The 23,437-nt window shown below is 45.6% G+C and carries 16 protein-coding genes; 4 read left to right on the top strand and 12 right to left on the bottom strand.

Translation table 11 applies throughout. The features are described 5' to 3' along the window. Positions 1-3: 3 nt before the first annotated feature. The 10 genes from AB4558_RS07060 to AB4558_RS07015 all read right to left on the bottom strand — a co-directional run bounded on the left by AB4558_RS07060 (position 4) and on the right by AB4558_RS07015 (position 15,182). Complete coding sequence (locus AB4558_RS07060; RefSeq protein ID WP_017066804.1) at positions 4-888, bottom strand: N-acetylglucosamine kinase; 885 nt, start codon at positions 886-888, stop codon at positions 4-6. A gap of 2 nt (positions 889-890) precedes the next feature. Continuing rightward, complete coding sequence (locus AB4558_RS07055) at positions 891-2,612, bottom strand: glycoside hydrolase family 9 protein (RefSeq protein WP_372158421.1); 1,722 nt, start codon at positions 2,610-2,612, stop codon at positions 891-893. A gap of 98 nt (positions 2,613-2,710) precedes the next feature. Continuing rightward, positions 2,711-3,706 carry an ABC transporter ATP-binding protein gene (locus AB4558_RS07050; RefSeq protein WP_017059411.1) on the bottom strand — a complete coding sequence of 332 codons (996 nt, stop codon included), beginning with the start codon at positions 3,704-3,706 and terminating at the stop codon, positions 2,711-2,713. A gap of 87 nt (positions 3,707-3,793) precedes the next feature. Next, positions 3,794-4,777, bottom strand: a complete 984-nt coding sequence (locus AB4558_RS07045; RefSeq protein WP_017059410.1) for an ABC transporter ATP-binding protein — start codon at positions 4,775-4,777, stop codon at positions 3,794-3,796. 2 nt (positions 4,778-4,779) lie between these two features. Beyond that, positions 4,780-5,805: an ABC transporter permease gene (locus AB4558_RS07040; RefSeq protein ID WP_017056648.1), complete on the bottom strand. Its 1,026-nt coding sequence runs from the start codon at positions 5,803-5,805 to the stop codon at positions 4,780-4,782. Positions 5,806-5,807: 2 nt separating this feature from the next. Continuing rightward, the gene (locus AB4558_RS07035; RefSeq protein ID WP_017059409.1) at positions 5,808-6,794 is read right to left on the bottom strand and encodes an ABC transporter permease; all 987 of its coding nucleotides are present in this window, start codon (positions 6,792-6,794) and stop codon (positions 5,808-5,810) included. 169 nt (positions 6,795-6,963) lie between these two features. Beyond that, positions 6,964-8,646, bottom strand: a complete 1,683-nt coding sequence (locus AB4558_RS07030) for an ABC transporter substrate-binding protein (protein WP_017056650.1) — start codon at positions 8,644-8,646, stop codon at positions 6,964-6,966. Positions 8,647-9,357: 711 nt separating this feature from the next. Continuing rightward, positions 9,358-12,747 (bottom strand): response regulator, encoded by a 3,390-nt coding sequence (locus AB4558_RS07025; protein ID WP_055319598.1) that lies wholly within the window; start codon positions 12,745-12,747, stop codon positions 9,358-9,360. Positions 12,748-12,963: 216 nt separating this feature from the next. Then, a complete protein-coding gene (gene rsmC, locus AB4558_RS07020) occupies positions 12,964-13,986 on the bottom strand; it encodes a 16S rRNA (guanine(1207)-N(2))-methyltransferase RsmC (RefSeq protein ID WP_102433056.1) in 1,023 nt (340 codons plus the stop codon). Between the two features lie 110 nt (positions 13,987-14,096). Further along, complete coding sequence (locus AB4558_RS07015) at positions 14,097-15,182, bottom strand: AI-2E family transporter (RefSeq protein ID WP_052878843.1); 1,086 nt, start codon at positions 15,180-15,182, stop codon at positions 14,097-14,099. Between the two features lie 76 nt (positions 15,183-15,258). Here AB4558_RS07015 and AB4558_RS07010 point away from each other — a divergent pair, with 76 nt between their 5' ends. Then, on the top strand, positions 15,259-15,384 hold the full coding sequence (locus tag AB4558_RS07010; RefSeq protein WP_004734537.1) for a hypothetical protein: 126 nt from the start codon (positions 15,259-15,261) through the stop codon (positions 15,382-15,384). A gap of 141 nt (positions 15,385-15,525) precedes the next feature. On the opposite strand, the gene hemL is transcribed toward AB4558_RS07010, so the two are convergent. After that, entirely contained in the window at positions 15,526-16,821 is a 1,296-nt protein-coding gene (hemL, locus tag AB4558_RS07005; protein WP_010436060.1) for a glutamate-1-semialdehyde 2,1-aminomutase, read from the bottom strand. Positions 16,822-17,117: 296 nt separating this feature from the next. Between hemL and erpA the strand changes: the two genes are divergently transcribed. The 3 genes from erpA (at position 17,118) to AB4558_RS06990 (ending at position 22,062) form a co-directional block, all read left to right on the top strand. After that, positions 17,118-17,459, top strand: coding sequence for an iron-sulfur cluster insertion protein ErpA (erpA, locus tag AB4558_RS07000; protein ID WP_004734539.1), 342 nt, complete (start codon positions 17,118-17,120; stop codon positions 17,457-17,459). 375 nt (positions 17,460-17,834) lie between these two features. Beyond that, a complete protein-coding gene (locus AB4558_RS06995; RefSeq protein WP_372127809.1) occupies positions 17,835-18,959 on the top strand; it encodes an efflux RND transporter periplasmic adaptor subunit in 1,125 nt (374 codons plus the stop codon). 10 nt (positions 18,960-18,969) lie between these two features. Beyond that, positions 18,970-22,062, top strand: coding sequence for an efflux RND transporter permease subunit (locus AB4558_RS06990; RefSeq protein WP_372128470.1), 3,093 nt, complete (start codon positions 18,970-18,972; stop codon positions 22,060-22,062). An 84-nt stretch (positions 22,063-22,146) separates the two neighbouring features. Here AB4558_RS06990 and AB4558_RS06985 read toward each other — a convergent pair whose 3' ends face one another. After that, complete coding sequence (locus tag AB4558_RS06985) at positions 22,147-23,436, bottom strand: peptidoglycan DD-metalloendopeptidase family protein (RefSeq protein WP_065584911.1); 1,290 nt, start codon at positions 23,434-23,436, stop codon at positions 22,147-22,149. Position 23,437 lies beyond the last annotated feature (1 nt).

The raw sequence follows: 23,437 nt of genomic DNA, 5'->3' as shown, positions 1-23,437 counted from the left end.
CTGCTAAGCCTGTTGATACAAGTTGTGTTGTGGTTTTCCGGCAAACATCAATGCGCCTTCAATAGCGTCGAATTGAGGTTTAACGATCCATTGTTGTACTGGTGGTGATAGCCAGTTGAGAATACGCTCAGCGATACTTCCCATTAAGCACACCTTGTCAGCGCCTTTTCGATGCAGTGCTAAGACAAACATTTCGATATCAGCCGCGGTTTGCTTGAGCATATCGATAGCCAGTTCGTCACCTTCGTTAGCGAGTTGAAAAATAACTGGTGAGAATTGACCGTAATCCTTTGGAATAGCACCTTTTGACCATTCGACAATGGCATCCACATCATTATTAAAGTGATTCATCACATGTAGAGTCAGCGGGGTTTTGTTGCGAATACCGTCTTCTGCAAGCAAGACTTGTTGAATCAAACGTAAGCCCATGACTGCGCCGCCGCCTTGATCTGAAATCGGAAATTCACGACCGCCAACCACATATTGCTCACCGTCTTTTAGGAAGATACCGCAAGAACCCGTACCACCGATCATGATTGCGCCGTCTTGGCCATTGTGAGCACCAATGCAAGCGCCATAAGCGTCGGTATTTAGTGTCATGCTTGCGAAAGGGTGTGGTTGAGCCATGAAGTCGAACCATGCTGATTTTTGCTCAGCGCCAGCCAGCGCTAGGCCAACATGCATATTTGAAAAATGGTCTGAGTTGAGTTGCCCTTGTTGTGCCGCTTTTGTGATGGCATCAATAATTGAGCTCATCGCAACATCAACACCCAAAAGGATGTTGCCACTGCCACTTTTCGCTTCACCAATCAGTTTGCCTTGAGCGTCACGAATACGAGCACGACAAGAAGTACCACCACCATCAATACCGACGTAGTAAAGAGTCATTATTATTGCTCCTTACGCTGAGCTAAGAAGTTGAACTGTGCAGCGGTTGCTAATAAGAACCACGCACCATGAGGGATCCATTGCTCACCCCAGCGCCAGTTTTGAAGCATGTCATCTTTTTGTGCTGGTGGATTGAACGCAATGTCTTGTTCATCTTCAAAACCAGCTGTGATGCCATTACAGATACCGCCTTTCGCATTGAAGAACCCAAGCTGAGGTAGGTAGTCTGGGTTGTTATGGCCATGACCATCGAGCATGCACATGTGGTATGGGTTGAGGCCCAAGATCCAATCAAGGCTATTTTGTGAAAGCTGGATTAAGCGCTCTTGAAGTTCGCTATCTTTAATGTGCGGTTGAACTAGGTAAGCCATGGTTGCGAGTGAGCCAAGGCGTGCGTTCTCGCCTTGCCACCAGTAACCGGTTTCGTTCTGTTGAGCGACGAAGAAGGCATCACGTTTATCACCATCGACAGATTTAACGTATTGTCTTGGATAGCCAAATGGGTTGGTGACTTTGTCGGTGATGTTGATTTCGAACTGACAAGCTTGTTCAACAACTGTGCGCGCCTGTTCTTTTAATTCAGCATCGGTTTCGTTGTCGATGTATTCACATAGTGCAATCACAGGAAGACCGGCTTCAGCTGCGTGAAAGTATGGACGAGAGCCATCAGAGTTTGCCGACCAGAAGTGCTCAAATGAATCATCGGATTGCTGACGAGAGATTAAACGAGTCGCCCAAGTTCTTGCTTCTGATAGGTATTGCTGGTCTTGTGTTACGCGATACAGCTCATTGGCTGCGAGTAGGGCGCAATACTCATCGATGATGTTCTCTTCACCATCGTTTAGATACTGGAGGTTGTACTCTTTTAGATGCCAGTAACCCTTAACCGCCATTTCAAGGTATGTGTGGCTCGAGTATCTGCCAGAGATTTCAAGCTCAGAAGCTGCGGCTAATGCTGCGATAGCAACACCTGCACCTTGTCGGTAGCCCGCTTGTAAGTCCGTTGATTTATGACCTTCTTGAGTCGCATAAGCGCAGATATCGCGTTGGTTGATATCTTTGCTCCATTTGTCGAATACCGTCATATAGAAGTATCCGTCAGCGTCTTGCATACGCACTAAGAAGTCGGCACCGAACAGAGCCTCTTCCGTTAGACGAGTCATGGAGAATTTCGGGAAGTCTGGGTTATGGCTAGTCAAGCGTACGCTTTTTAGCATGTTCCAAACGACCATCGGAATTTGTTGTGGGTTTAGGTAGTTACCATAAGACAGGTGGCTAAAATATTTACTGACATCACCTGATGCGTCATACCATCCACCGTGGACATCGACGTATCGGTCGGTACCTAGAATTTGTGCTTGTCGATCTTTTTTGTCGAAAATACCGCCACAGCGTTGTGACTTAAAGTAATGAAGCACATCAGAAAACGTGTGGTTCATTAATAGGTTGCTACCAATCTCAAATACTTCTGAACGCAGGTTGTCAAAACGTAGGTAGTAGCGACCAGATTCAGTGACTGAACTGAAATCAATAGTGAAGAATTGCCCTTGATGCCAGTTTGCTACGCGGCCTTGTTTTACAACATCAAAGTTGCCCACAGTAATATGGTTGTCAGCACACACCAAAAGTGCAGACGTACTCGATAAACGAGTCTTTTTTGTTTGTAAGATCGCTTGCTTGGGAGCCGAAGATTCGTAGCCAATATGGTTGGTCAATAACAGCATCAATATTCTCCAAAGGTCCTAGTTTCTTTTGGCTAGGTACCTGAATTAGTTTGGATATAAATAGTTAGGGCCCGCAGACCCTAACTCAGTTTTAATGTTTAGCTTTCGTGTAGGTAACAACGAACAAAGTGGTTATCGGCTAATTGGGTCACACCCGGCAGTTGCTCTTTACACTTGTCCATTGCGTGAGTACAACGGCCAGCAAAAGGGCAACCAGCTGATACTGGAGTCCACAGAGGAATCTCCCCTTTATTGCCAGCAAGTTGTTCGTGGATCGATTTCTTAGGATCTGGAACAGCAGAAACAAGCAATTGGGTGTATGGGTGCTGAGGGTTAGCAATTACGTCATCGGTATCGCCCCATTCCACCATGTGTCCTACGTACATCACTGAAAGATCTTCAGCGATATAACGAGCAGTTGCGATATCGTGAGTGATGTAAAGCAGAGACATTTGCTTCTCAAACTTCATCTCTTCCATCAGGTTCAAAACACCGGCACGAATCGATACATCAAGCATTGATGTTGGTTCATCGGCTAATACAACTTCGGCACCTACCGCGATGTTGCGGGCTAGGTTGACACGTTGACGCTGACCACCAGACAGTTGGTGAGGGTACTTTTTCGCCGTCTCTTTTGGCGGAATGAGACCTACTTGCTCTAAAAGATCGTAAACGCGTTCTTCTAGCTCTTTCTTATTGCCCGGAGATACTTTCTTGTGGATCAACAGTGGTCGAGCAATGTGGTGGAAGATATTGTGCGTTGGGTTCAATGAACCAAACGGGTCTTGCCATACCATCTGCACGCCTTCACGGTAGTGCATAAGATCTTTTCTGCTTGAGATCTCTTGGATATCACGACCTTTGTATTCGATCGTGCCGCCTGAAGGTGCGTACATTTTTGCGATCATTTTTGCGGTTGTTGATTTGCCTGAACCAGACTCACCAACCACTGCTAGGCCACGGCTTTTGTACATCTTGAATGACACGTCGTTAATCGCACGCATCATTGGGGTTTGAATGGTGGTACTGCTTATTGGGAAGTCTTTTACGACATTCTTGCCTTCTACCAATAATTGACCGAAATCTTTGCTCATAATTGTCTCCAGAATCCTTATTCGCTTTGCTTGTTTTTAGGCGGTCGAGCCGCCTTGTTCGTTATTCACGCTGAGTCAGCGTGCAAGCTATAGCTTCCTTTGTACTATTGGGTCACCGTACAGGTGGCAGTTAGACAAATGTCCCGGGTCGATAGAACGCAGCTTGGTTGGCACCTTGGTACACTTTTCATGTACACGGTCACAACGAGCTTGGAAACGACACCCTTCAGGGATCTCTAACAGGTTCAGAGGGTTACCCGGAATACCTGCTAACTTTGTCTTTGGCCCTGTCAGTGGAGGGAAAGAATTTCCCAGCCCTTTGGTGTAAGGGTGGTAAGGGTTTTCTAGAATATCTTGAGAGTTAGCCACTTCGATTAGCTCACCTGAGTACATGATGCCGATGCGGTCAGAGAACTCGACCATCAATGACAAGTCATGGGTGATGAACAGAATTGAGAAGCCAAATTCTTCTTTTAGTGCATAGATCTTTTGTAGGATTTCGCGTTGCACAACCACATCAAGTGCGGTTGTCGGCTCATCCATAATGATCAGCTTTGGATTCAGTGCTAACGCGATAGCGATAACTAAGCGCTGACGCATGCCGCCAGAGAATTGGTGAGGGTAATCACTCAATCGGCTCGGGTGAATATCTACGATTTCAAGTAGACCTTCAGCACGTTGTTTAGCTTGCTCACGAGTCATGTTGGTGTGACGCATGATTACGTCACAGAACTGCTCTTCCATCGGTAGTACTGGGTTGAGTGCGTTCATCGCGCTCTGGAATACCATCGACATCTCACTCCAACGGAACGACTGCATACGGTCATCACTGTATTCAAGGATGTTCTCACCGTTGAAGATAACCTCACCACCACTGATGTAAGCGGGCGGCTTATGAAGACGCATAAGAGAGAAAGCGACCGTTGATTTACCACAGCCAGATTCACCAGCTAGGCCGAAGACTTCACCTGGAGCGATGTCGAAACTTACGTTGTTACACGCACGAACATCGCCAGACTCTGTGATGTAATCCACGCATAAGTTGCGGATAGAAATTAGTGGTTCAGACATGATTATTTATCTCCGCTCCAAAGTGCATTTTGTGGTGGTAGTTCTGGTTCACGTTCTTCTTTGTCTTGAGCTGCTAGTTTCTTCCAACGCTTCATGCCTTTGTGAGAACGCAGTTGCGGGTTAGCAATTTCATCGACCGCGAAGTTAAGTAGAGCAAGACCAGTTACAAGTAGTGTCAATGCGATACAAGGAGCCAACAGTTCCCACCAAGCGCCAATCAGCATTGATGAAGAGGTTTGAACGTTGTAAAGCATGATGCCCCAGCTGATTGTGTTCGGGTCACCAAGACCTAGGAACGAGATGGTTGCTTCCATCATGATTGCGTACATCACCGAACCGATGAAGCTTGCGCCAACGATAGAGATAAGGTTTGGCAGAATCTCTACGAAGATGATGCGGAATGAAGATTCACCCAAAACTTCAGCGGCTTTTACAAACTCTTTTTCACGCAGTGCTAAGGTTTGGGAGCGAACAACACGGGCACCCCAAGCCCAAGACATAAAGCCGATAACCAAGGTTATGGTGAGTGGCCCTGCCTCACCGATAAAGGCTGCTACTACGAACAGTAATGGGTATTGAGGGATTACCAGCATGATGTTCATTGCGGCTGTTAGAACGTCATCGACACGGCCACCGAAGTAACCTGCAGAAACACCAATAACAGTTGCGAGTAAACATACGGTTAGACCCGCACCAAAACCTACAGCAAGAGATACGCGTGCGCCGTATACCACTTGAGACCAAACGTCACGACCCATACGAGTTGTACCTAGTACGTGGTCTGCCTTTTTAGACATGATCAATGTACGACGGTCGTCTGCTAGATTTTGAGCAACCCAGCCATCAGGGTTAGTTTGTGCAGACTTCACCACGAAACCAGGATATTCGTGTGGGTTACCTGTACGCTTGTCTGGTACATGTTTGGTGATTAATGGAGCTGCAATCGCGCCAAGAATAAAAATACTTAGGATGATGACGCCTGTTAGGGCCATCGGGTTACGCCAAATGAGTTTTAAAAAGTCTTTCATGATTATTTACCACCCTTACGAAGACGAGGGTCAAGAACAACGTAAAGCATGTCTGCAACTAGGTTAAAGAACAGCATGAATAGCGTCATGATAAGCAGCTGACCTTGCAGTACTTGGTAGTCACGAGCGTTAATTGCGTTGAAAAGTACGCTGCCAAGACCTGGGTAGTTAAAGATGATTTCGATAATTAACTGACCGCCGATTGCCATACCTAGCGACATTGACAGGGCTGTCACACTAGGTAGCATCGCGTTACGAGCTGCGTAGTTGAATACCACTCGGTTTTCGCTCAGGCCTTTGCCTTTCGCCATGGTGATGTAGTCTTCGGCTAATAGGTTGATCATGTTGTTACGCATGTTTACTAGGAAGCCACCAATTTGAACAACAGAAGCACAGAACAGTGGTAAGAAGGCGTGGTAAGCGACATCTTTAATGAATGCCCAGCTTGTCCAATCAGGTATAGTACCAGCGGTGTAGGCATACCCTGTTGGGAACCACTTCAAGCCAATTGCAAAGGTAAATAGTGCAATCATCGCGATAACAACTTGAGGAACGGCTTGTAGAATCAGCATCCCTGGCGTTACGAAGGCATCGTACTTACTGCCGCGTTTCCACGCTGCGAAAATACCTAGGATTGAACCAATCGAGAAAGAAAGAATAACTGCGGTGCCGGCTAAGAAAAGCGACCAACCGAATGCTCCACCCAACAGTGTGTTTACAGAAAGTGGGTAGAATTGAATTGATGTACCAAGTTCCCAGCTAAGAATGTTCTTCATGTACGCCACGTATTGAACTAAGTAGCCACCATCAACGAAGCCTAATAGTTCTTTCATTGCAGCAATACGCTCTGGAGTAACTTGTACAGAAGCGTTCGCAAACATCATGGTAACTGGGTCACCAGGCATTGCTCTTGGAATAATAAAGTTTAACGTCGCAGCAACTAATAGCGCGACAAAATAAAATGACAAACGTCTTAAAAAATAACCCATAACTCACACCTTACTCACCCAGATTGTTTCCCTGTTTCTGGATTCAGGTCGCTCCTAGCGAAATTTGGAACGAAAAATCCCCTGACGACTAGCGCCATACTTTCAATTGAGAGTGTGGGGATTTTTATAAGCGGCGTAAGAGGTTACGCCGCAAGGATTGAACGATTACTTATTTAACTGGTTTTAGGTCCAGTACATGAAGTAGACGCTCTGGAATACCAGCCCAAATGTTTGGACGGCCTTTTGGATTTTCTTCGTTCCACCAACCAGTGAAGCGAGTTGTGTTGTATTGGTACATGTAAGCACCAGACATCACAGGGATTGTCACTTGGTCTGCAGCGATGATTTGCTGGATACCGTGTGCAATGTCTAGCTGCTCGTTCTTATCAGCTGTTTTGTAGAAGCTGTTTAGAAGACCATCTAGCTTGTCGTTTTTGTAGAAGTGCATTGCGAAACGAGGCATACCATCACCAGATTGTAGTGATGAGTTGTAAGCACTGTTCCAGTACGTGTATGGATCCGCACCGTGGAAGTAGTTTGTGTATGCTACGTCGTATGTACCTTCAAGCATTGCTTGGTTGTAAACAGAGAAGTCAGGTGTACGAGCTTTTGCTTTAATACCGATTTCGTTTAGCTGTTCTACCGCTAGTTGAACTGTGTTGTTGAAGTCAGTCCAGCCGTTTGGCGATTGAATCATTAGTTCGAAAGACTTGCCTGATGGAGTGTCAACAAAACCATCTTTGTTTACATCTTTGAAGCCAGCGTCAGCAAGAAGCTTCTTCGCGCCTTCAGCGTTGTAAGTGTTGAAGCCTTTGTACTTGTCATGAGTTTTTTCATCAGACCAAGCTTCAAACGCGTAGCCAAGACCCGATGCGAAATCGTTTACAGTACCGCCACCGTAGAATGCGATGTCGATGATAGTTTGACGGTCAAGAGCCATAGAGAAAGCACGACGGAAGTCAACGTTGCTCAATGCTTCATGCTTCGCAGCATCAGGGTGCTTGAAGTTAACGATGAATGCCTGTGTACCTGCTGGCGGGTACCAGTAGTGGTGTTTAGGGCTAGCTGCTGCGTATGTACGATCGATATCTGGAACGAAAGAAGACGTCCAGTCCATTTCACTGTTTACAACTTTACCTAGGAATTGGTCGTTGTTCGCAATTTGTGGAACACGTAGACAGTCAACATCTAGGTTGTCTGCATCCCAGTAGTTCGGGTTTGCACACTGGATGTATAGCTGCGCTGTAAACGTATCGATTTCTGTAAATGGACCAGAACCTACCGGGTTCTCATTGGTAAACGTTGATGGATCTTTAACGTCTTTCCAGATGTGCTTAGGTACTACAGGTACTTTAGCAATCTCGTAAGGTACGTTTGAGTTTGCTTCTGTTAGTGTGAACTTAACTTGGTTGTCGTTCAGTTTTTCTACAGAAGTTACCCAAGAGTTGATACCAGATTGGTCAAGCTCTGGCTTCTCTTTTACAAGGTTGAAAGAAAAAACAACATCATCAGCAGAGAAAGTTTCTCCGTCTGACCATTTAACACCCTTACGAATGTCGAAAACAACGCTCATCAGATCATCTGACATCTTGAAGTTTTCAGCTAGACGGAACACTGGAGTGTTACCGTGCATTTCGTTAAATACTACTAGCGGCTCATACATGAAGTCAGTTGTAGTATGTAGGTTAGTAGCACCAAGGTACGGGTTAAAGTTACGTACGAATGTAGTGTACTCTTTCGGGTGAACGGTCAGTTCACTGCGTTCTGCAGCGGTTGCTACTGATGCAAAACCTGTTGTAGCAGTTGCAATAATTGCTGTTGCTATTGCTGTTTTTTTTATATTGGCAAGCATAGCTGTTCCTTACTATTTGCTTTCATTTCACTAATGGATTGAATGTTATCTGTCGCTAAATTGTTTAGTAGATACACACTCTGGTTAAAGGCCTACCTCTTCTTCGTTGCTCCAGATTCATCGTTGATTCTGAGAAGTGGTAAGAGTGGCCTGTAGGCCTTTGGCAGGAGTAAGAAAACACCTTATCGATGAATTAATCAAACTCGTTTCCCGTCAAAAACGTTAAAAACACACAACCCCACGTCATTAACGTCAAAATAGGTTGCTTTGGTGGTTTTTCGTACGCAATTGTTAAAGTGATGTGACTCGCATTTGGTTTTGAGGTTCTTGCAGGTTGTAAGTGGCCACTAACTTTAAAGGCTTTTTATTATAATGCCTTACCCTACGTTGGTATAATTGTAGATCTCGGTCACTTGCCAGTTTTACGTTAAATTTCCCTAGAAAATTAAATCTGCCGTTCTGTTGTGACTCGCTTCTCAAACTGCAACAAAGAGTCAGATAACGGTCAGATATGATTGAGAATAGAACGAAAAGTACTGACGGTTACCAGCACGTACTGTGCGTAATTGGCGTGAATTCCTCCTTGTTTAAAGACGTGAAAAAAGTGCATTGCAAGCGTTGGGATTCTACTTTTTGTGTTTATGAGGCGTACAAAAAAGCCCACGCTAGGTGGGCTCCATTATTCAAAGTATCGTGATGTTGGTTCAGGGTTTAACTGGTCAGTAGTTTCTGCAGTTTATCCCTTAGCATCTCAATATGGGTTCTTTCTGGCGTCTGTTCTTTACAGTGTTCCAGTATGAATTCGATTGAGCTCAGTACCGTTCGCCAGCGAGGCGTTTTCGGTAGGGTTTCGACGCGTAGGTATTTGTCTAGCGTTCGAGTTTGCAACGTACTGCGGTCTAAGTAGACGCGCCACAAGCCACTCTTCTCGGCGAAAGCAAACTTGGTTTCCCCAGTCACCGATTCCCAGTAGATGATGGCATTCGTCATCGCATCGACCAGTACTTCACGCATCAACTCTTGTTTGTTTTTACCTTCACCGGTTGCCTTGTCAGCCAGACGAGTAAATTCTCCGCCAAGCTCTTTCAGCTGTTGTAACTTATCTTTGTCGCCTTCAAAGGCATAACTAGAGAGAGCCTCAACCGCCGTTTCAAGGTTATTGATTCGGTTTGAGTTAACACCACCACCGACATTAAAGATATACATGGTGTCGAGCCCTGAGCCTTCAGGTAGCTTAAGGATGTCACTCGGTATGCGCTGACGTGTGTCATCTATATAGATATCAATGTCACCGCAGTAGTGGGCTTGCTCCACTTTAAGGTATTTAGGCGCAATGATCTCGTCGGCCATAGAGCGCTTAAGTTGTTCCTGTCCGCGTCTGAATAGTTTTGCCGCCGCTTCGTTGGCAAAGCGAATACGTTGGTCATCACGAATACAGATGATGGCTTCAGGTGCCGATTCTAGTTGCTCTAATAAGCGCCCTTGAGTTTCTAACAAGTTAGCTTCAACCATAGCTCTGTGTTTGAGCTCGAGTTGCAGTTGATCGTTTTCAAGGCGTCTCTGTTCGGCTTTACTTGCTGATAGATGCGCTGTAATTCGAGCCGCCAGTTCTTGTTTGTTGAACGGTTTAGACAAGTAGTCATTGGCACCTGCTTCGAAACCTCGAACACGGTCTTCTGCCTGGTTGAGTGCCGTTAGCATGATGATTGGCAATTGAGCATGGTCATATTGCTTTCTCAGAGCTTCACAAACCTGATAGCCGCTCATACCTGGCATCATGATATCGAGCAGAAGCAGCTCTGGCTTCTCTTTTTCAATCAGTTCAATGGTTTCCGGACCGTCACATGCAGTACGTACTCGATAACCTTCTAACTTCAAGAAGCTGTCTAATACTCGCAGGTTAACCGGCTCATCATCGGCGATAACCAGTAACGGGCCATCTGGGTTTTCACTGATAACACTGTTTTCTTGTTGGCTGTTATCTATTAAATCGGGCGCTTGGAAGTGCGAGTAATGACCAGATTCGTTGTAACTGTCCAGTTCATCTTGAGTAGCTAAGGGCAGGGTAAAGCTAAACGTAGTGCCAAGCATTGGTTGGCTACTTACGTACAGTGAACCGCCCATTAGCTCGATCAACTGACGACTGATCGATAATCCAAGCCCTGCACCTTGGCGGTAGTTACTCGCATCTTGGCCTGCTTGAATCAATGGTTCAAAGATGTGCTCAAGGTACTCGGCCGGTATACCTTGGCCTGTATCGACAACTTGTACACGAATGTTGTCATCGATAACGCTGGCAGAGATAACAATCTTACCTTCAGAGGTGTACTTGATGGCATTGCCAACTAAGTTATACATCACTTGCTCAAGTCGTTGAGGATCCGATGAGACTAGCCCTAAATCACTTGGGACTTGGTTAATGATGCGGATCGGTTTGTTGCCCAATAGATGATGAGATAACTCTAGGACCAAGCTGGTGGCTGCAGATAAATCAACAGCTGATTTCTTAATGTCTAAGCTGCCATAGCGCATCTTGTGATAATCAAGCAGATCATCAACCAAGGTTGCTAATCGCTGACCGCTATTGATGATGATATCCAACTGATACTTCTGGTTAGCAGGGATGGGGCCATTCGCTCCGGATATCAGCGCTTCAGCAATACCCACCATGCCATGCAGTGGTGTTCTCAATTCGTGTGAAGTAGTAGCTAGGAACTCATCTTTAAGTTTGTTCGCCAGTTGCAACTCTTCGTTTTGCTTTTGAATTGTCTTAAGGTTGTCTTCAAGTTCATCGTTTTGGTTTTTGATGAGCTGCATTTTTTCACGAATCGAGCGCTGCATTCTCTCGAAGCTCACCGCGAGCCGGCCTATTTCATCTTTGCGCTCGGTATTGATCATGGTTTCATCGAGATCACCCGCAGATACTTTCTCGGCAGCCCACGTCAGTTTGAGTAGTGGGGATGTGATGAAGTTAGACAGATAGTGCGATGCAACGACTACCAGAATGATCGCCGTTAGCATCACGATCACGAAGATCTTTTCTAACTGATGAATACGAGCAAACGCCTCTTTCTCTGGCAGCTCTACGACAAGAGCCCATGTTGCGTATTTCAGCTCAATTGGTGTATATGCTGCGATGATCGCTTGATCTAGGGTGTTGTCGAAGGTGCCAACCGCTGTTTCGCCAGCCAATGCTTTATCGACAACATCTAAGCTCAAGTTGATAGATTCTTGTGAATGAGCAAGGCTACGCGGCAGGTGATCATCACCTACAAGCAGCGTTTGAATATTCGAACTCTTGTTGAGATCCGCAATCAGCTTAGTAATGCCGTTGATAGGTAATCTAAACATCGCGTAACTGTGTAGGTAGCCTTGTTGAACAATAGGTGCTCCTAACCATGCGGTCTGTTTGCCATTCTCGTCTTTAAAGTCAGAAACGATAACAGGCGTGTAATCCTCATTAGACTTACGGCGATCGGTGACATCTTTAGCGAGCCGTTGAAAGGTAACGCCTAGGTTTGAATCTTTGTATTTACCTGTCAGCAAGTTAGTGCCGTAATCGTCATTTTTAAAGACGGAGTAAGCAACGTTACCGTTAATATCAACCAATAGAATATCGTCAAAATCGGAGCGTTTAAGCAACTCTAGGTAAGCGTTATGGTAGCGCTTGTGCAGTAGGCGGTAACGCTCACTGCCAATGAAGCTACTGGATTCAGGAAGAATCGATGTTTTGATTTGATCGCCCGATCCTTGAATGTAGCGTTGCTGCGCATTACTGCGTGCTTCGTCAATATCTAACCCTAGACGTTGGAATGCATTGATCAAACCATAGAATCGGCCGCCACTGGCATTGGCTAGTTCAGAGCGAACAAAGCCCATCACTTGGGATTCTTGAGCTTGTAGGTAGTCGACAATCTGTTGCTGCTTAGTATCACGGACTGAAACAAGGTGTGAGGTGCTTTGTTCCTGAAGGTCCTGACTGTGCGATTGAAGGAAAAAGATCGCGATAAGTGTCACTGGGGTAATACTGAGGACAAGAAATGCCAGCATTAGGGTATTTTGAAGGCGCTTAAACTTCTGCTTACGATAAAATCTAAACATAAATTGGGTACTACTTTCCTTTGATGTACTGCTAAAAGGGGCGAAAACAAGTACAGAGAATAGAATTAATGGTTTCCAATTTAACGAAATTAACGAGTTTTTTTACTTTGACAAGTAAGTGGTATTTAAAGCGTGTGCAAAAGCTCACTTTTATAGAGTTTTGATAAAAATATGAACAGACAGCGCAGATAATGACCCTGCGCTGTGCTAGAGATGCTACTTACTTGCGTGGTAGATCGCGAATTTGGTGGTCTTATTTAGAGTCGCGCATTTTCCAAACGCTTGCTCAATAATTGGGATGTATTTTAAGAAACTGTTTGCGACAATAATCATCTCACCAGAGCGCTTCAAATGCGTAGGGGCCTGAGCTAGTAAGGTCTCAGTCGCGCTATAGCTAGTGTCTAAACCTGAATGGAATGGTGGGTTACTGATGATGAATTGGTAGTCTTGTGCTGTATCAGAATAGACATCTGACGCGAAGACTTTACCAGTTAAACCATTCGCTTCCAGTGTGGCTTGGCTTGATGCTACGGCAAATGCACTGATGTCGCACATTTCTAGCTCAATATCTGGGTTACGAGATGCCATAACCGCACCTAACACGCCTGCACCACAACCAAAATCCAGTACCTTGCCTTTTAGTTTTGGCAGAGTATCCAACAGAAGTTGGCTACCGACATCGAATTGACCGTGACTGAAGACGCCAGGAAGGCTTTTTACCGTCAGAGGTTGTTCATCAATGTTAACCGTGTAGGTCTTAAACCAGTCTTGCAGGTTGAACGCTTGTGGTTGCTCGAAGCATTGACCCCAGTAGAAAGAGCAGCGACGTGCTGAATCGTATTTAACGACTTTGCCGTAAGGCGCAAACATCTTCTCGATGCTTTTCACGCCTGAGCGGTTCTCACCAACCACGACGATTTCGGTATCTTTGCCTAGCTTAGCAAATAACATCGCCAACAGAAATTCCGCTTCCGCTTTGGCTTTCGGCCAGTAGAGCATCACTAAGTCAGCTTTGGTCTCTTCGGTAAACTCAGCACCGTAAAAACGTTGGATGCTGCTATAACCTTCAAGCTGACGGTAGTAGCTGTAATTAGAGGTGAACACAGAGACAGATTCACAATGCTTGGCTAATTCAACAGGGAATAAGTCTTCAGCCTCACCGGCAACTAAAACATGTTTGCCTTCAAAGTAGGCAAGTTGGCGCTCAGCAATCTGGCTTGGGGCAATATAAGCTGACATAGGACACTCTATTGAATCGTTAGCAAAAAATGAGGGCGGATTTTCGCATAATCCGCCCAAAGCTTGAAGTGTTTAATACTCGTTCGGCAAGTAAGTGATTGAAGAGCACTTTAACTCTTGTCTTGCTGATTTAAAAAGTCCTTAAACTCTTCATCGTAGATGTTGAATAGGACGATAGTAATCGCAAAAATCAGCGGGCCGTAGATAAGACCAATTAGGCCAAACAGTTGAATACCCCCCAGCAGTGAGAAGAAAATCATTAGGGTGTTCATGCCTGCGCTGCCTTGCATTAGAAGCGGACGCAGAAGGTTGTCAATTGATCCAACAATTGCCACGCAGTAAACCGTTAGGAAAATTGCCCATGTGGTATCACCAGTTAGGAACAAGTAGGTCGCCGCGGGGATCCAGATTAGTGCTGTTCCCACAACAGGGATGAATGAGGCAAAGCCCATCATAGTGCCCCAGAATAGGCCTGGGAAACCTGCAATCCACATACCTAAACCGCCGGCAAAACCTTGCGCGATTGCTGTTAAGAATGAGCCCATTACTGCTGATTTCGATACTTGTTCTATCTCTGTTAGAAGCTTGTCTTCTTGGCTACGAGATAGCGGAAGAATATGACGAACCACACTTATGATTTTGTCGTGATCTCTTAATAAGAAGAACAGAACAAACAACATCAAGAAGAAGTCCATTAAGAAATTGGTCGCGTCACCTAAGATTTTCGCACTGATACCAACTAGCTTAGAACCAAAGCTGGTCGCAAACTCACCGACTTTTTGTGCGATGGCTTGTGGTTCGATATTGTCGAAAGGCAGGTAGTTGTTCACGAATGACAGCGCTTTGACCACCAATGGGTGTGCGAACAGAGTTTGAATGCCGCCGTGTGTTACCCATTGGTAGGTGTTTTGAGAGAACAGGGAACCTTGCTGAACAATTGCTGCGAATACTGCCAATAAAGGGATAACAATAATGAAAGTCAGGATGATACAAGACAGCAACGAGACGATGTTTTCTTTATTCGGAATCTTCTTTTCAAGCCACTCGTGGATCGGGAACATCAACAGTGAAATGATAAAGGCCATCACGATAGAGTTAACGTATGGCTCGATAAGCAGGTAACAAGCATAAGCCGCCGCGAGTAGGGCGATGATTATCACCCAGTGGCTGGTATTGATTTTGAGTTTTTCTGACACGGTAATGGTCTCTATATTTGCGTTCTGAGTTTATAATGGCTGCAAAACAGAGAGTTAGCAATGAGGAGTTTTGATAATGGGATGCTGTAATAAAGATAAGAAATGCCAAGACGAAGAACAGCAAACAAAAAAAGAGATCCCTTGGTTCAGAATGTTCCTTGGTACCTTGATGTTGTTGGTTTTCCTTTTCTGGGAACGTTAATCGCTTTTGGTTCAGTTTTAGCCTTAGTCGACGGCTAAATAAGTTGTCATATTTGTGGCTGGTGAGCGCGATATATAAAAAAGGGCTGCATTTAATGCAGCCCTAAATTCAATCGTTTAGCGACTTATAAAGTGCTTTCGATTATTTGCTTTCAGCAGCAATGATCGCAAGAGAGCGGTCAGCAGCTTCTAGTGTTGCATCAAGTTCTTTTGAACCATGAGCAAGAGAAGTAAAGCTTGCTTCGAATGCTGAAGGTGCAAGATAAACACCGTGATCTAACATTAGGTGGAAGAAGCGCTTGAAGCGTTCTACATCACACTTAGTTACATCTTCGTAGCACGTCACAGTTTCTTGGTCAGTGAAGAAGAAACCAAACATACCACCAACTTGATGAACTAGCATCGGGATGCCGTGCTTGTCAGCAAGTTGCTTGAAGCCTTTTGCCAACTGCTTAGTTTTTGAAGCTAGACGCTTTTCGTTGCCTTCTTCTCGTAGAAGGTTCAAACATGCGTAGCCAGCAGCCATTGCAACAGGGTTACCTGAAAGCGTACCCGCTTGGTAAACAGGGCCAGTTGGTGCAATATATTGCATCACGTCTTTACGACCACCGAAAGCGCCCACAGGCATGCCGCCGCCAATCACTTTACCAAGACACGTTAGGTCTGGCTTGATGTTGTAGTAAGCCTGAGCACAACCTTCAGCAACGCGGAAACCTGTCATTACTTCATCAAAGATTAGCAATGCACCTTCTTGGTCACAGATTTCACGTAGACCTTCGTGGAAGCCTTCTACAGGAGGGATACAGTTCATGTTACCCGCTACTGGCTCAACGATGATACAAGCGATCTCGCCTTTGTTTGCTGCGAAGATTTCACGTACTGAATCTAGATTGTTGAAGGTTGCCGTTAGTGTCAGTTTAGCAAAGTCAGCCGGTACGCCAGGAGAGCTTGGTTGACCTAAAGTCAGCGCGCCAGAACCAGCTTTTACAAGTAGGCTGTCTGCGTGGCCGTGGTAGCAGCCTTCAAACTTAAGAATTTTGTCACGACCAGTGAAGCCACGAGCTAGACGAATCGCGCTCATGGTTGCTTCTGTACCTGAGCTCACCATACGTAGCTGTTCCATTGATGGAACCATCTCAGATACAAGTTCAGCCATTTTGATTTCAGTTTCGGTTGGAGCACCGAAGCTAAGGCCGCGTTGAGCTGCTGCAATCACAGCATCACGAATAACAGCGTGGTTGTGACCAAGGATCATTGGACCCCAAGAGCCAACGTAATCGATATACGCTTTACCATCAGCATCAAAAATAAGTGGGCCATCAGCGCGTTCAACGAAGATTGGAGAACCACCTACGCCATTGAATGCACGAACTGGAGAGTTTACGCCACCAGGAATAGTTTGCTGTGCTTTTTCGTACAGCTCTGCTGATTTGGTCATTGATATATCCTCTTTTGACTGTCGGACCAATTGGCACGCATTGTACCTATCCCTAATCCAACTAGGAATGCTTTCGCCCAGATAATCACCCGAATCTGGTTGTTTTGTGTGGTTACACGTTTTAATTGTTAGATATTGGCGAGTTTACAGCAGTAAAAGGGCCGATCCTGTGGTGAATACTTGAACGTTTCAGTCAGGTATTAGATAATCACCAGAATATAAGAAAATACTCAACAACTATGGTCTCGAATTAGATTTGTATCATGTTGTTTTTGACACAGGTAAGAGAGGTTGTCGTGAGCGAAGTAAATATCCCATTGTCTTTTTCTGATGCAGCAGCTACCCGCGTACAAACGCTAATTGCTGAAGAAGAAAACCCAGAACTAAAACTGCGTGTATACATTACAGGTGGTGGTTGTAGCGGTTTCCAATACGGCTTCACATTTGATGAAAAAGTAAATGATGGCGACACTACGATTGTAAACAGCGGTGTAACGCTGGTTGTTGATCCAATGAGCTTACAGTACTTAATGGGCGGCATGGTTGATTACACAGAAGGCCTAGAAGGCGCTCGTTTCTTTGTGAACAACCCGAACGCGACAACAACATGTGGTTGTGGTGCATCATTCAGCGTATAGCTTGAAAGATAGCTAGAGTTAAAAGACAGCTTTAGCTGAAAGCTACACCAGAAGGTTGTAAACGCCGAACTTATGTTCGGCGTTTTTGTTTTTATATCCCCAAATTTCTCTTCATAACAAAGCTCCTTTCTTGGCAAGGCTCTTGTTTTTCACGCAGCCTCAAAATTGCTAAGACATATTAAGTTATTGCTTTTAAAACCATTCCAACCTTCTATTTTGTCATTTTTAGTACACGGCATATTTTTTAAACTGTCGATAGCGTCCAACTTCGTTGAGGATTGGTCTGTTAAGGTTACCTTTGTGCATAAGGAAGTTGCACATCACGGTATTAAGCCAACTAGCGCGCCTGAATTACATCGGACAAAAGGATTTGTTATGCCCACTCTCTTTTCTAACTCACCACTTTTTCAGAAATTGAAGCAGCCGTGGCTGGTTTCGCTGACTCTAGTCGTGTTGTTGTCGATCTGGCTTGGTTTAGGCGTAGGGCAAGCAGAAGAGTCACCTGAAAAAAAGGCGACAGAAATTCCGTTGGCTAAGGTTTCCTTTCAAACATTCACTTCATCACCGACCTTTAAAACCATTGATCTCTATGGACGAACGGCGCCCGATAGGCACGCCCGATTAGGAGCAGAAGTTGCAGGTAAGGTCGTCCGACTGAATGTTGTTAAGGGGGATATAGTTAAAGCTGGACAAGCCATTGCCCAGATAGATAAGGGTGATTTAGAAATTCAACTAGAGCGAGCATCTGCGTTATATCGCTTGAAGCAGAAAGAGTTCAAAGCGGCGCAGTCATTGAAGAAAAGAGGGCTGCAAGGCGAAATCGCCTACACCACAGCAGAGGCTTCATTAACAGAAGCAAAAGCTATGATGCGCAATGCGGAATTGGCTTTAAAGAATACTGTAATTACTTCCCCGTTCTCTGGTGTGGTTCAAGATTTGATGGTAGAGCTTGGTGACTTTGTTGGGGTTGGTGATCCGGTTGCGGGCGTGATTGACCTCGATCCTCTGGTCATCGAAGCCGATGTCAGTGAACGTCATATTCAGCATTTGTTAGTTAATCAGTCCGCCTTGGTTCGCTTGTTGGGAAGAGAAGAAGCGGAAGGTCGTCTGCGTTATGTTTCTCGAATCTCTTCTGCTTCTACCAATACTTTTCCAATCGAGATTGAAATCGATAACTCCAAAGGCCTATTACCTGCAGGTGTCAGTGCCGAAGTAAAACTCAACCTAGAAACAAGAGACGCAATCAAGATAACACCGGCGATGCTGGCATTGGATGAGTCGGGTAACCTTGGGGTCAAAACCTTGGTTTCTGCTAGTGACTCACCAACGGTGAAGTTTGTAGGCATTGAGCTAGTAAAGGCCGAACAAGATGGAGTGTGGCTCACTGGGCTAGGTCAACGCGTCGACATCATAACCGTAGGTCAAGGCTTTGTGCGTGATGGTGATTCTGTGATTGCTGTTGAGCAAGGTGCTGAACTCTCAAATGTAACCGCAGAGTAGGAGATTGCCGATGTATTCAATTATTGATGCAGCCTTGTCTCGTGCTCGAACAATGCTTTCCCTTTTGGCGCTTATCTTGGTTGCTGGTGTTGTCACCTATATCACGATCCCCAAAGAATCGAGCCCCGATATTACTATCCCGATTATTTACGTCTCTGTTGGGCACCAAGGTATTTCGCCAACCGATGCAGAACGTTTATTGGTTAGGCCGATAGAACAAGAGCTGAGGTCGATTGAAGGCGTAAAAGAGATGACCGCAACCGCAGCAGAAGGCCACGCCTCAGTTGTGTTGGAGTTTAATGTTGGCGTTGATCTCACCAAAGCGATGGCTGATGTGCGTGATGCTGTCGATTTAGCCAAACCAAAATTACCAGAAGACAGTGATGAGCCGACCGTGAATGAGGTGACGCTCGCGTCTGAGCAGCCTGTTCTGTCTGTTGTGCTATTCGGTACCGTTCCTGAGCGCACCATAGTGCAAATTGCCCGAGAGCTTGGAGATAAGTTAGAAAGCTATCGCCAAATTCTTGAAGTCGATATTGCGGGCGATCGCGATGACATTGTTGAGATCATTGTCGATCCGTTATTGATGGAGAGCTACAGCTTAGATCAAGCGGATATCTATAACTTGATCGCTCTGAATAATCGAGTGGTTGCCGCTGGTTTTGTTGATACGGGTTATGGGCGTTTCTCTGTCAAAGTACCTTCGGTGTTTAATTCCTTAAAGGATGTGCTTGAGCTACCTATTAAAGTCGATGGCAAGCAGGTGGTCACTTTTGGCGATGTGGCCACGGTTCGTCGAGCGTTTCGAGATCCTGAAAGCTTTGCTCGTTTAGATGGCAAATCTGCGGTGGTGTTGGATATCAAGAAGCGTGCTGGTGAGAATATCATCGAAACCGTTGAGCTAGTCAAAGCGGTAATGGCAGGCGCTCAGCAGCAAGCGGAATGGCCAAATAACCTGTTGGTCAAATACACCTGGGATGAATCTAAAGATGTGAAGATCATGCTTAATGATCTTCAAAACAATATTCTATCCGCCATCATTTTGGTGGTGATCGTTATCATCGCGATTCTTGGTGTGCGTACTGCGTTATTGGTGGGTATCTCCATTCCTGGTTCATTCCTGACGGGGTTATTGGTTCTGTCTGTATTCGGTTTAACTGTTAACATCGTGGTGCTGTTTTCGCTGATTATGGCGGTGGGGATGCTAGTAGACGGTGCGATTGTGGTGACCGAGTTTGCAGACAGGCGAATGCAAGAGGGTGAAGGGCGCAAAGCCGCTTACCGAGATGCAGCGAAGCGGATGGCGTGGCCGATAACCGCATCGACGGCAACAACCTTAGCCGCATTTGCTCCGTTACTGTTTTGGCCGGATGTGACTGGCGAATTCATGAAGTTCCTGCCATTAACACTGATCGCGACATTAACTGCCTCATTGATCATGGCACTGTTATTTGTGCCCGTATTAGGCGGTTTGATTGGCAAACCGCAATACGTATCGTCTCAGAGCCAAGCTCGAATGGTTGCACTGCATAATGGCGAATTTTCACAAGCCACAGGCTTAACCAAGGCGTACTACCACACACTGTCGATCGCGATTAAGCACCCCTTTAAGATTCTTTGTAGTGCGATACTGCTCGCGGTTGCGGTTGGGTTTACTTACTCCAAAGCGGGCCTAGGTGCAGAGTTCTTTCCTGAGGTTGATCCGCCATTCTTTAATGTCAAAGTTCGTTCTCATGGTGATCTGTCTATCCAAGAAAAGGATGACATCATGCGTGATATTGAACTGATGATGCTCAATCATGATGAGTTTGATACCGTTTACACGCGTACTGGTGGTGACGACCAGATTGGTTTGATCTCAATTACGCCTGTTGACTGGCAATACCGCCGCAGCGTTAAAGCGATCATTGATGAGCTAAAAGTACAGACCGACCAATACGCTGGTGTTGAGATTGAATATAAGTTTCCTGATGCAGGGCCTCCGGTTGAAAATGACTTAGTGATTGAGCTATCGGCACGAACGCCAGAGCAACTTAATCAGGCTGCAAAAATTGTGAGAGGTTGGGCTGATGGTAATCAAGCACTGACCAATATCAGTGATACCGCGAGTAAAGACGGCATCGATTGGAAGGTGGATATTCGCCGCGACGATGCCGCGCGCTTTGCTGCTGATGCGACCTTGGTGGGTAATACCGTTCAATTCGTGACTAATGGTCTCAAGATTGGTGATTATCTGCCCGATGACTCTTCAGAAGAGGTCGATATCTTGGTGCGCTACCCTAATGATAAGCGTGATATCGGGCGCTTCGACCAGCTTAGGGTGAAAACGCCAGCAGGTTTAGTACCTATTACTAATTTCGCTCAGATCGTTCCCGACCATAAGCAAGACACCATTAAACGCCTTGATGGCAAGCGTGTGGTGAACATCATGGCGGATATGGAAGAAGGGTATAACCTTGCTCTCGAACTACCAAAGATCGAACAAGCATTGAGTGAGCTAGGGCTGCCGAGTAGCGTGGAATTTCGCATCCGTGGTCAAAACGAAGAACAAGAAAACTCGTCAGCCTTTTTACAAAGTGCTTTCTTGGTTGCTTTGGCGGTAATGGCTTTGATTCTGATTACTCAGTTCAATAGCTTCTATCAAGCGTTTTTGATTCTGAGTGCTGTATTGTTTTCGACCGTTGGCGTGTTCGTTGGCTTACTGATCTTCCAACGTCCGTTTGGCATTGTGATGTCGGGAATTGGGGTAATAGCGCTCGCCGGCATAGTCGTGAACAACAACATCGTGTTGATTGATACTTATAATCAGCTCATCAAAAGAGGCTTGGACAAGCGAGATGCGATTCTAAGAACCGGTGTTCAGCGTTTAAGGCCAGTAATGCTCACGACGGTTACGACTATCTTAGGTTTAATGCCGATGGTGTTAGAGATGAACATCGACCTGATTAATCAAAAGATAGAGTTTGGCGCGCCAAGTACACAATGGTGGTCACAGCTTGCGACCGCTATTGCTGGTGGTTTGGCGTTTGCCACGGTGCTGACTTTAGTATTAACCCCTTGTTTGTTAATGCTTGGACGGAACAACAAACCTGAAAAACAGTAGCTAGTTGTGGTATGTGAGCATAAAAAAGAGCGCCTTGATGGGCGCTCTTTGCATTTTTCTATTTTGCAGTGAAGCTACAAACGCCTAGTTAGTCGCTAGTAACTGACCGTATCGCTCAAGGTTTCTTAATCGAATCTCTGAGTTGGCAATAAAGGTTGCTTTTGCTTTACCAGTTAACGACTTGGATTGAGGCAATTTCACGGTACGCGCATTTTTATGTACGCCATTAACCAAGAATTCATAATGTAAGTGCGGGCCAGTCACACGGCCTGTACCGCCCAAAGTACCAATGGTTTGGCCTTGTTTTACGCGCTGACCGGTTTTCACCATACGTCGCTTCATGTGCAGGTACTTGGTGATGTAGGTGTTGCTGTGGCGGATGAACACGTAGTTACCATTGAATTGGTTGTAACCTGACTTCTGAACAATACCGTCACCGGCTGCCCAGATAGGCGTGCCAACAGGGGCTGCGTAGTCAGTACCGCGGTGAGCTCGAATCTTACCGGTTACTGGGTGTCTCCTGGTAGGGTTAAAGTTCGATGTTACGCGACGAAAATCAATTGGTGAGCGCAAGAACGCCTTCTTCATCGCACGACCATTTTCATCGAAGTAGTTGCCGCTTTTATCATCCAATACCGCGGTAAATGAATCGCCTTGGTTTTTGAATACGGCTGCCATGATCTTACCGCGACCAACTACTTCACCTTCAACCACTTTCTCTTGGTATAAGATTTTGAAGCTGTCGTTCTTACGAATATCTAACGCAAAGTCGATATCCCAACCGAAGATGCCGGCCAGTTCCATAATTTGGTTTGCGGTTAAACCTGCGCTGACGCCAGCGTTCCAGAAGTTAGAGGTGATGTTGGCTTCGGCATAATTGTATTGGTATACCACTTCTTTTTTGTCGAAACTTGATGAGAAAGAATCGCCAGATTTAGTGATCTTGAAGCTTTCAAACGCACTAAGTTGTCGTTTTAACTGAATAAGGTCGTTGTTTTCATCAAAGCCGAACTGCAAGACATCACCAGGTCTTAGGTTAGACAGCTGCTTCTTAATATCATTATTGGTATTGAGTAGCGTGATCAGCAGACGGTATGAGAGGCCAATACGTTCAAATAAAACAGAGGTGCTTTCGCCAGAGCGAACGGTGTATTTCTCCCAATTGAGCACTGCCGTCGGTGGAGCGTCACTTGAGCTAATAAGTGCAGAGGCATTGATAGTCAGTGGGTAATGTTTTCCCACAACTAAAGCGCCCGAATCGTCACGCAAACTGTTGACGTCGGGGAGTAAGAAAATCGCGACGAAAATTATGGCACTAAAAAATGCGATAAAAGCCCGGTGCAAAATAGGAAGGCGTGCAAAAATAGACAACATG

The sequence above is a fragment of the Vibrio sp. 10N.222.51.C5 genome (assembly GCF_041474575.1).
GTDB classification, from domain to species: Bacteria; Pseudomonadota; Gammaproteobacteria; order Enterobacterales; family Vibrionaceae; genus Vibrio; species Vibrio crassostreae_C.
This window is presented reverse-complemented; position numbering and strand designations above follow the sequence as displayed.

What these genes read in the sequence shown, in the direction of transcription:
- AB4558_RS07060 (WP_017066804.1), bottom strand. Translation starts at nt 888, where the DNA reads ATGACTCTTTACTACGTCGGTATTGATGGTGGTGGTACTTCTTGTCGT.
- AB4558_RS07055 (WP_372158421.1), bottom strand. Translation starts at nt 2,612, where the DNA reads ATGCTGTTATTGACCAACCATATTGGCTACGAATCTTCGGCTCCCAAG.
- AB4558_RS07050 (WP_017059411.1), bottom strand. Translation starts at nt 3,706, where the DNA reads ATGAGCAAAGATTTCGGTCAATTATTGGTAGAAGGCAAGAATGTCGTA.
- AB4558_RS07045 (WP_017059410.1), bottom strand. Translation starts at nt 4,777, where the DNA reads ATGTCTGAACCACTAATTTCTATCCGCAACTTATGCGTGGATTACATC.
- AB4558_RS07040 (WP_017056648.1), bottom strand. Translation starts at nt 5,805, where the DNA reads ATGAAAGACTTTTTAAAACTCATTTGGCGTAACCCGATGGCCCTAACA.
- AB4558_RS07035 (WP_017059409.1), bottom strand. Translation starts at nt 6,794, where the DNA reads ATGGGTTATTTTTTAAGACGTTTGTCATTTTATTTTGTCGCGCTATTA.
- AB4558_RS07030 (WP_017056650.1), bottom strand. Translation starts at nt 8,646, where the DNA reads ATGCTTGCCAATATAAAAAAAACAGCAATAGCAACAGCAATTATTGCA.
- AB4558_RS07025 (WP_055319598.1), bottom strand. Translation starts at nt 12,747, where the DNA reads ATGTTTAGATTTTATCGTAAGCAGAAGTTTAAGCGCCTTCAAAATACC.
- rsmC (WP_102433056.1), bottom strand. Translation starts at nt 13,986, where the DNA reads ATGTCAGCTTATATTGCCCCAAGCCAGATTGCTGAGCGCCAACTTGCC.
- AB4558_RS07010 (WP_004734537.1), top strand. Translation starts at nt 15,259, where the DNA reads ATGGGATGCTGTAATAAAGATAAGAAATGCCAAGACGAAGAACAGCAA.
- hemL (WP_010436060.1), bottom strand. Translation starts at nt 16,821, where the DNA reads ATGACCAAATCAGCAGAGCTGTACGAAAAAGCACAGCAAACTATTCCT.
- AB4558_RS06995 (WP_372127809.1), top strand. Translation starts at nt 17,835, where the DNA reads ATGCCCACTCTCTTTTCTAACTCACCACTTTTTCAGAAATTGAAGCAG.
- AB4558_RS06990 (WP_372128470.1), top strand. Translation starts at nt 18,970, where the DNA reads ATGTATTCAATTATTGATGCAGCCTTGTCTCGTGCTCGAACAATGCTT.
- AB4558_RS06985 (WP_065584911.1), bottom strand. Translation starts at nt 23,436, where the DNA reads ATGTTGTCTATTTTTGCACGCCTTCCTATTTTGCACCGGGCTTTTATC.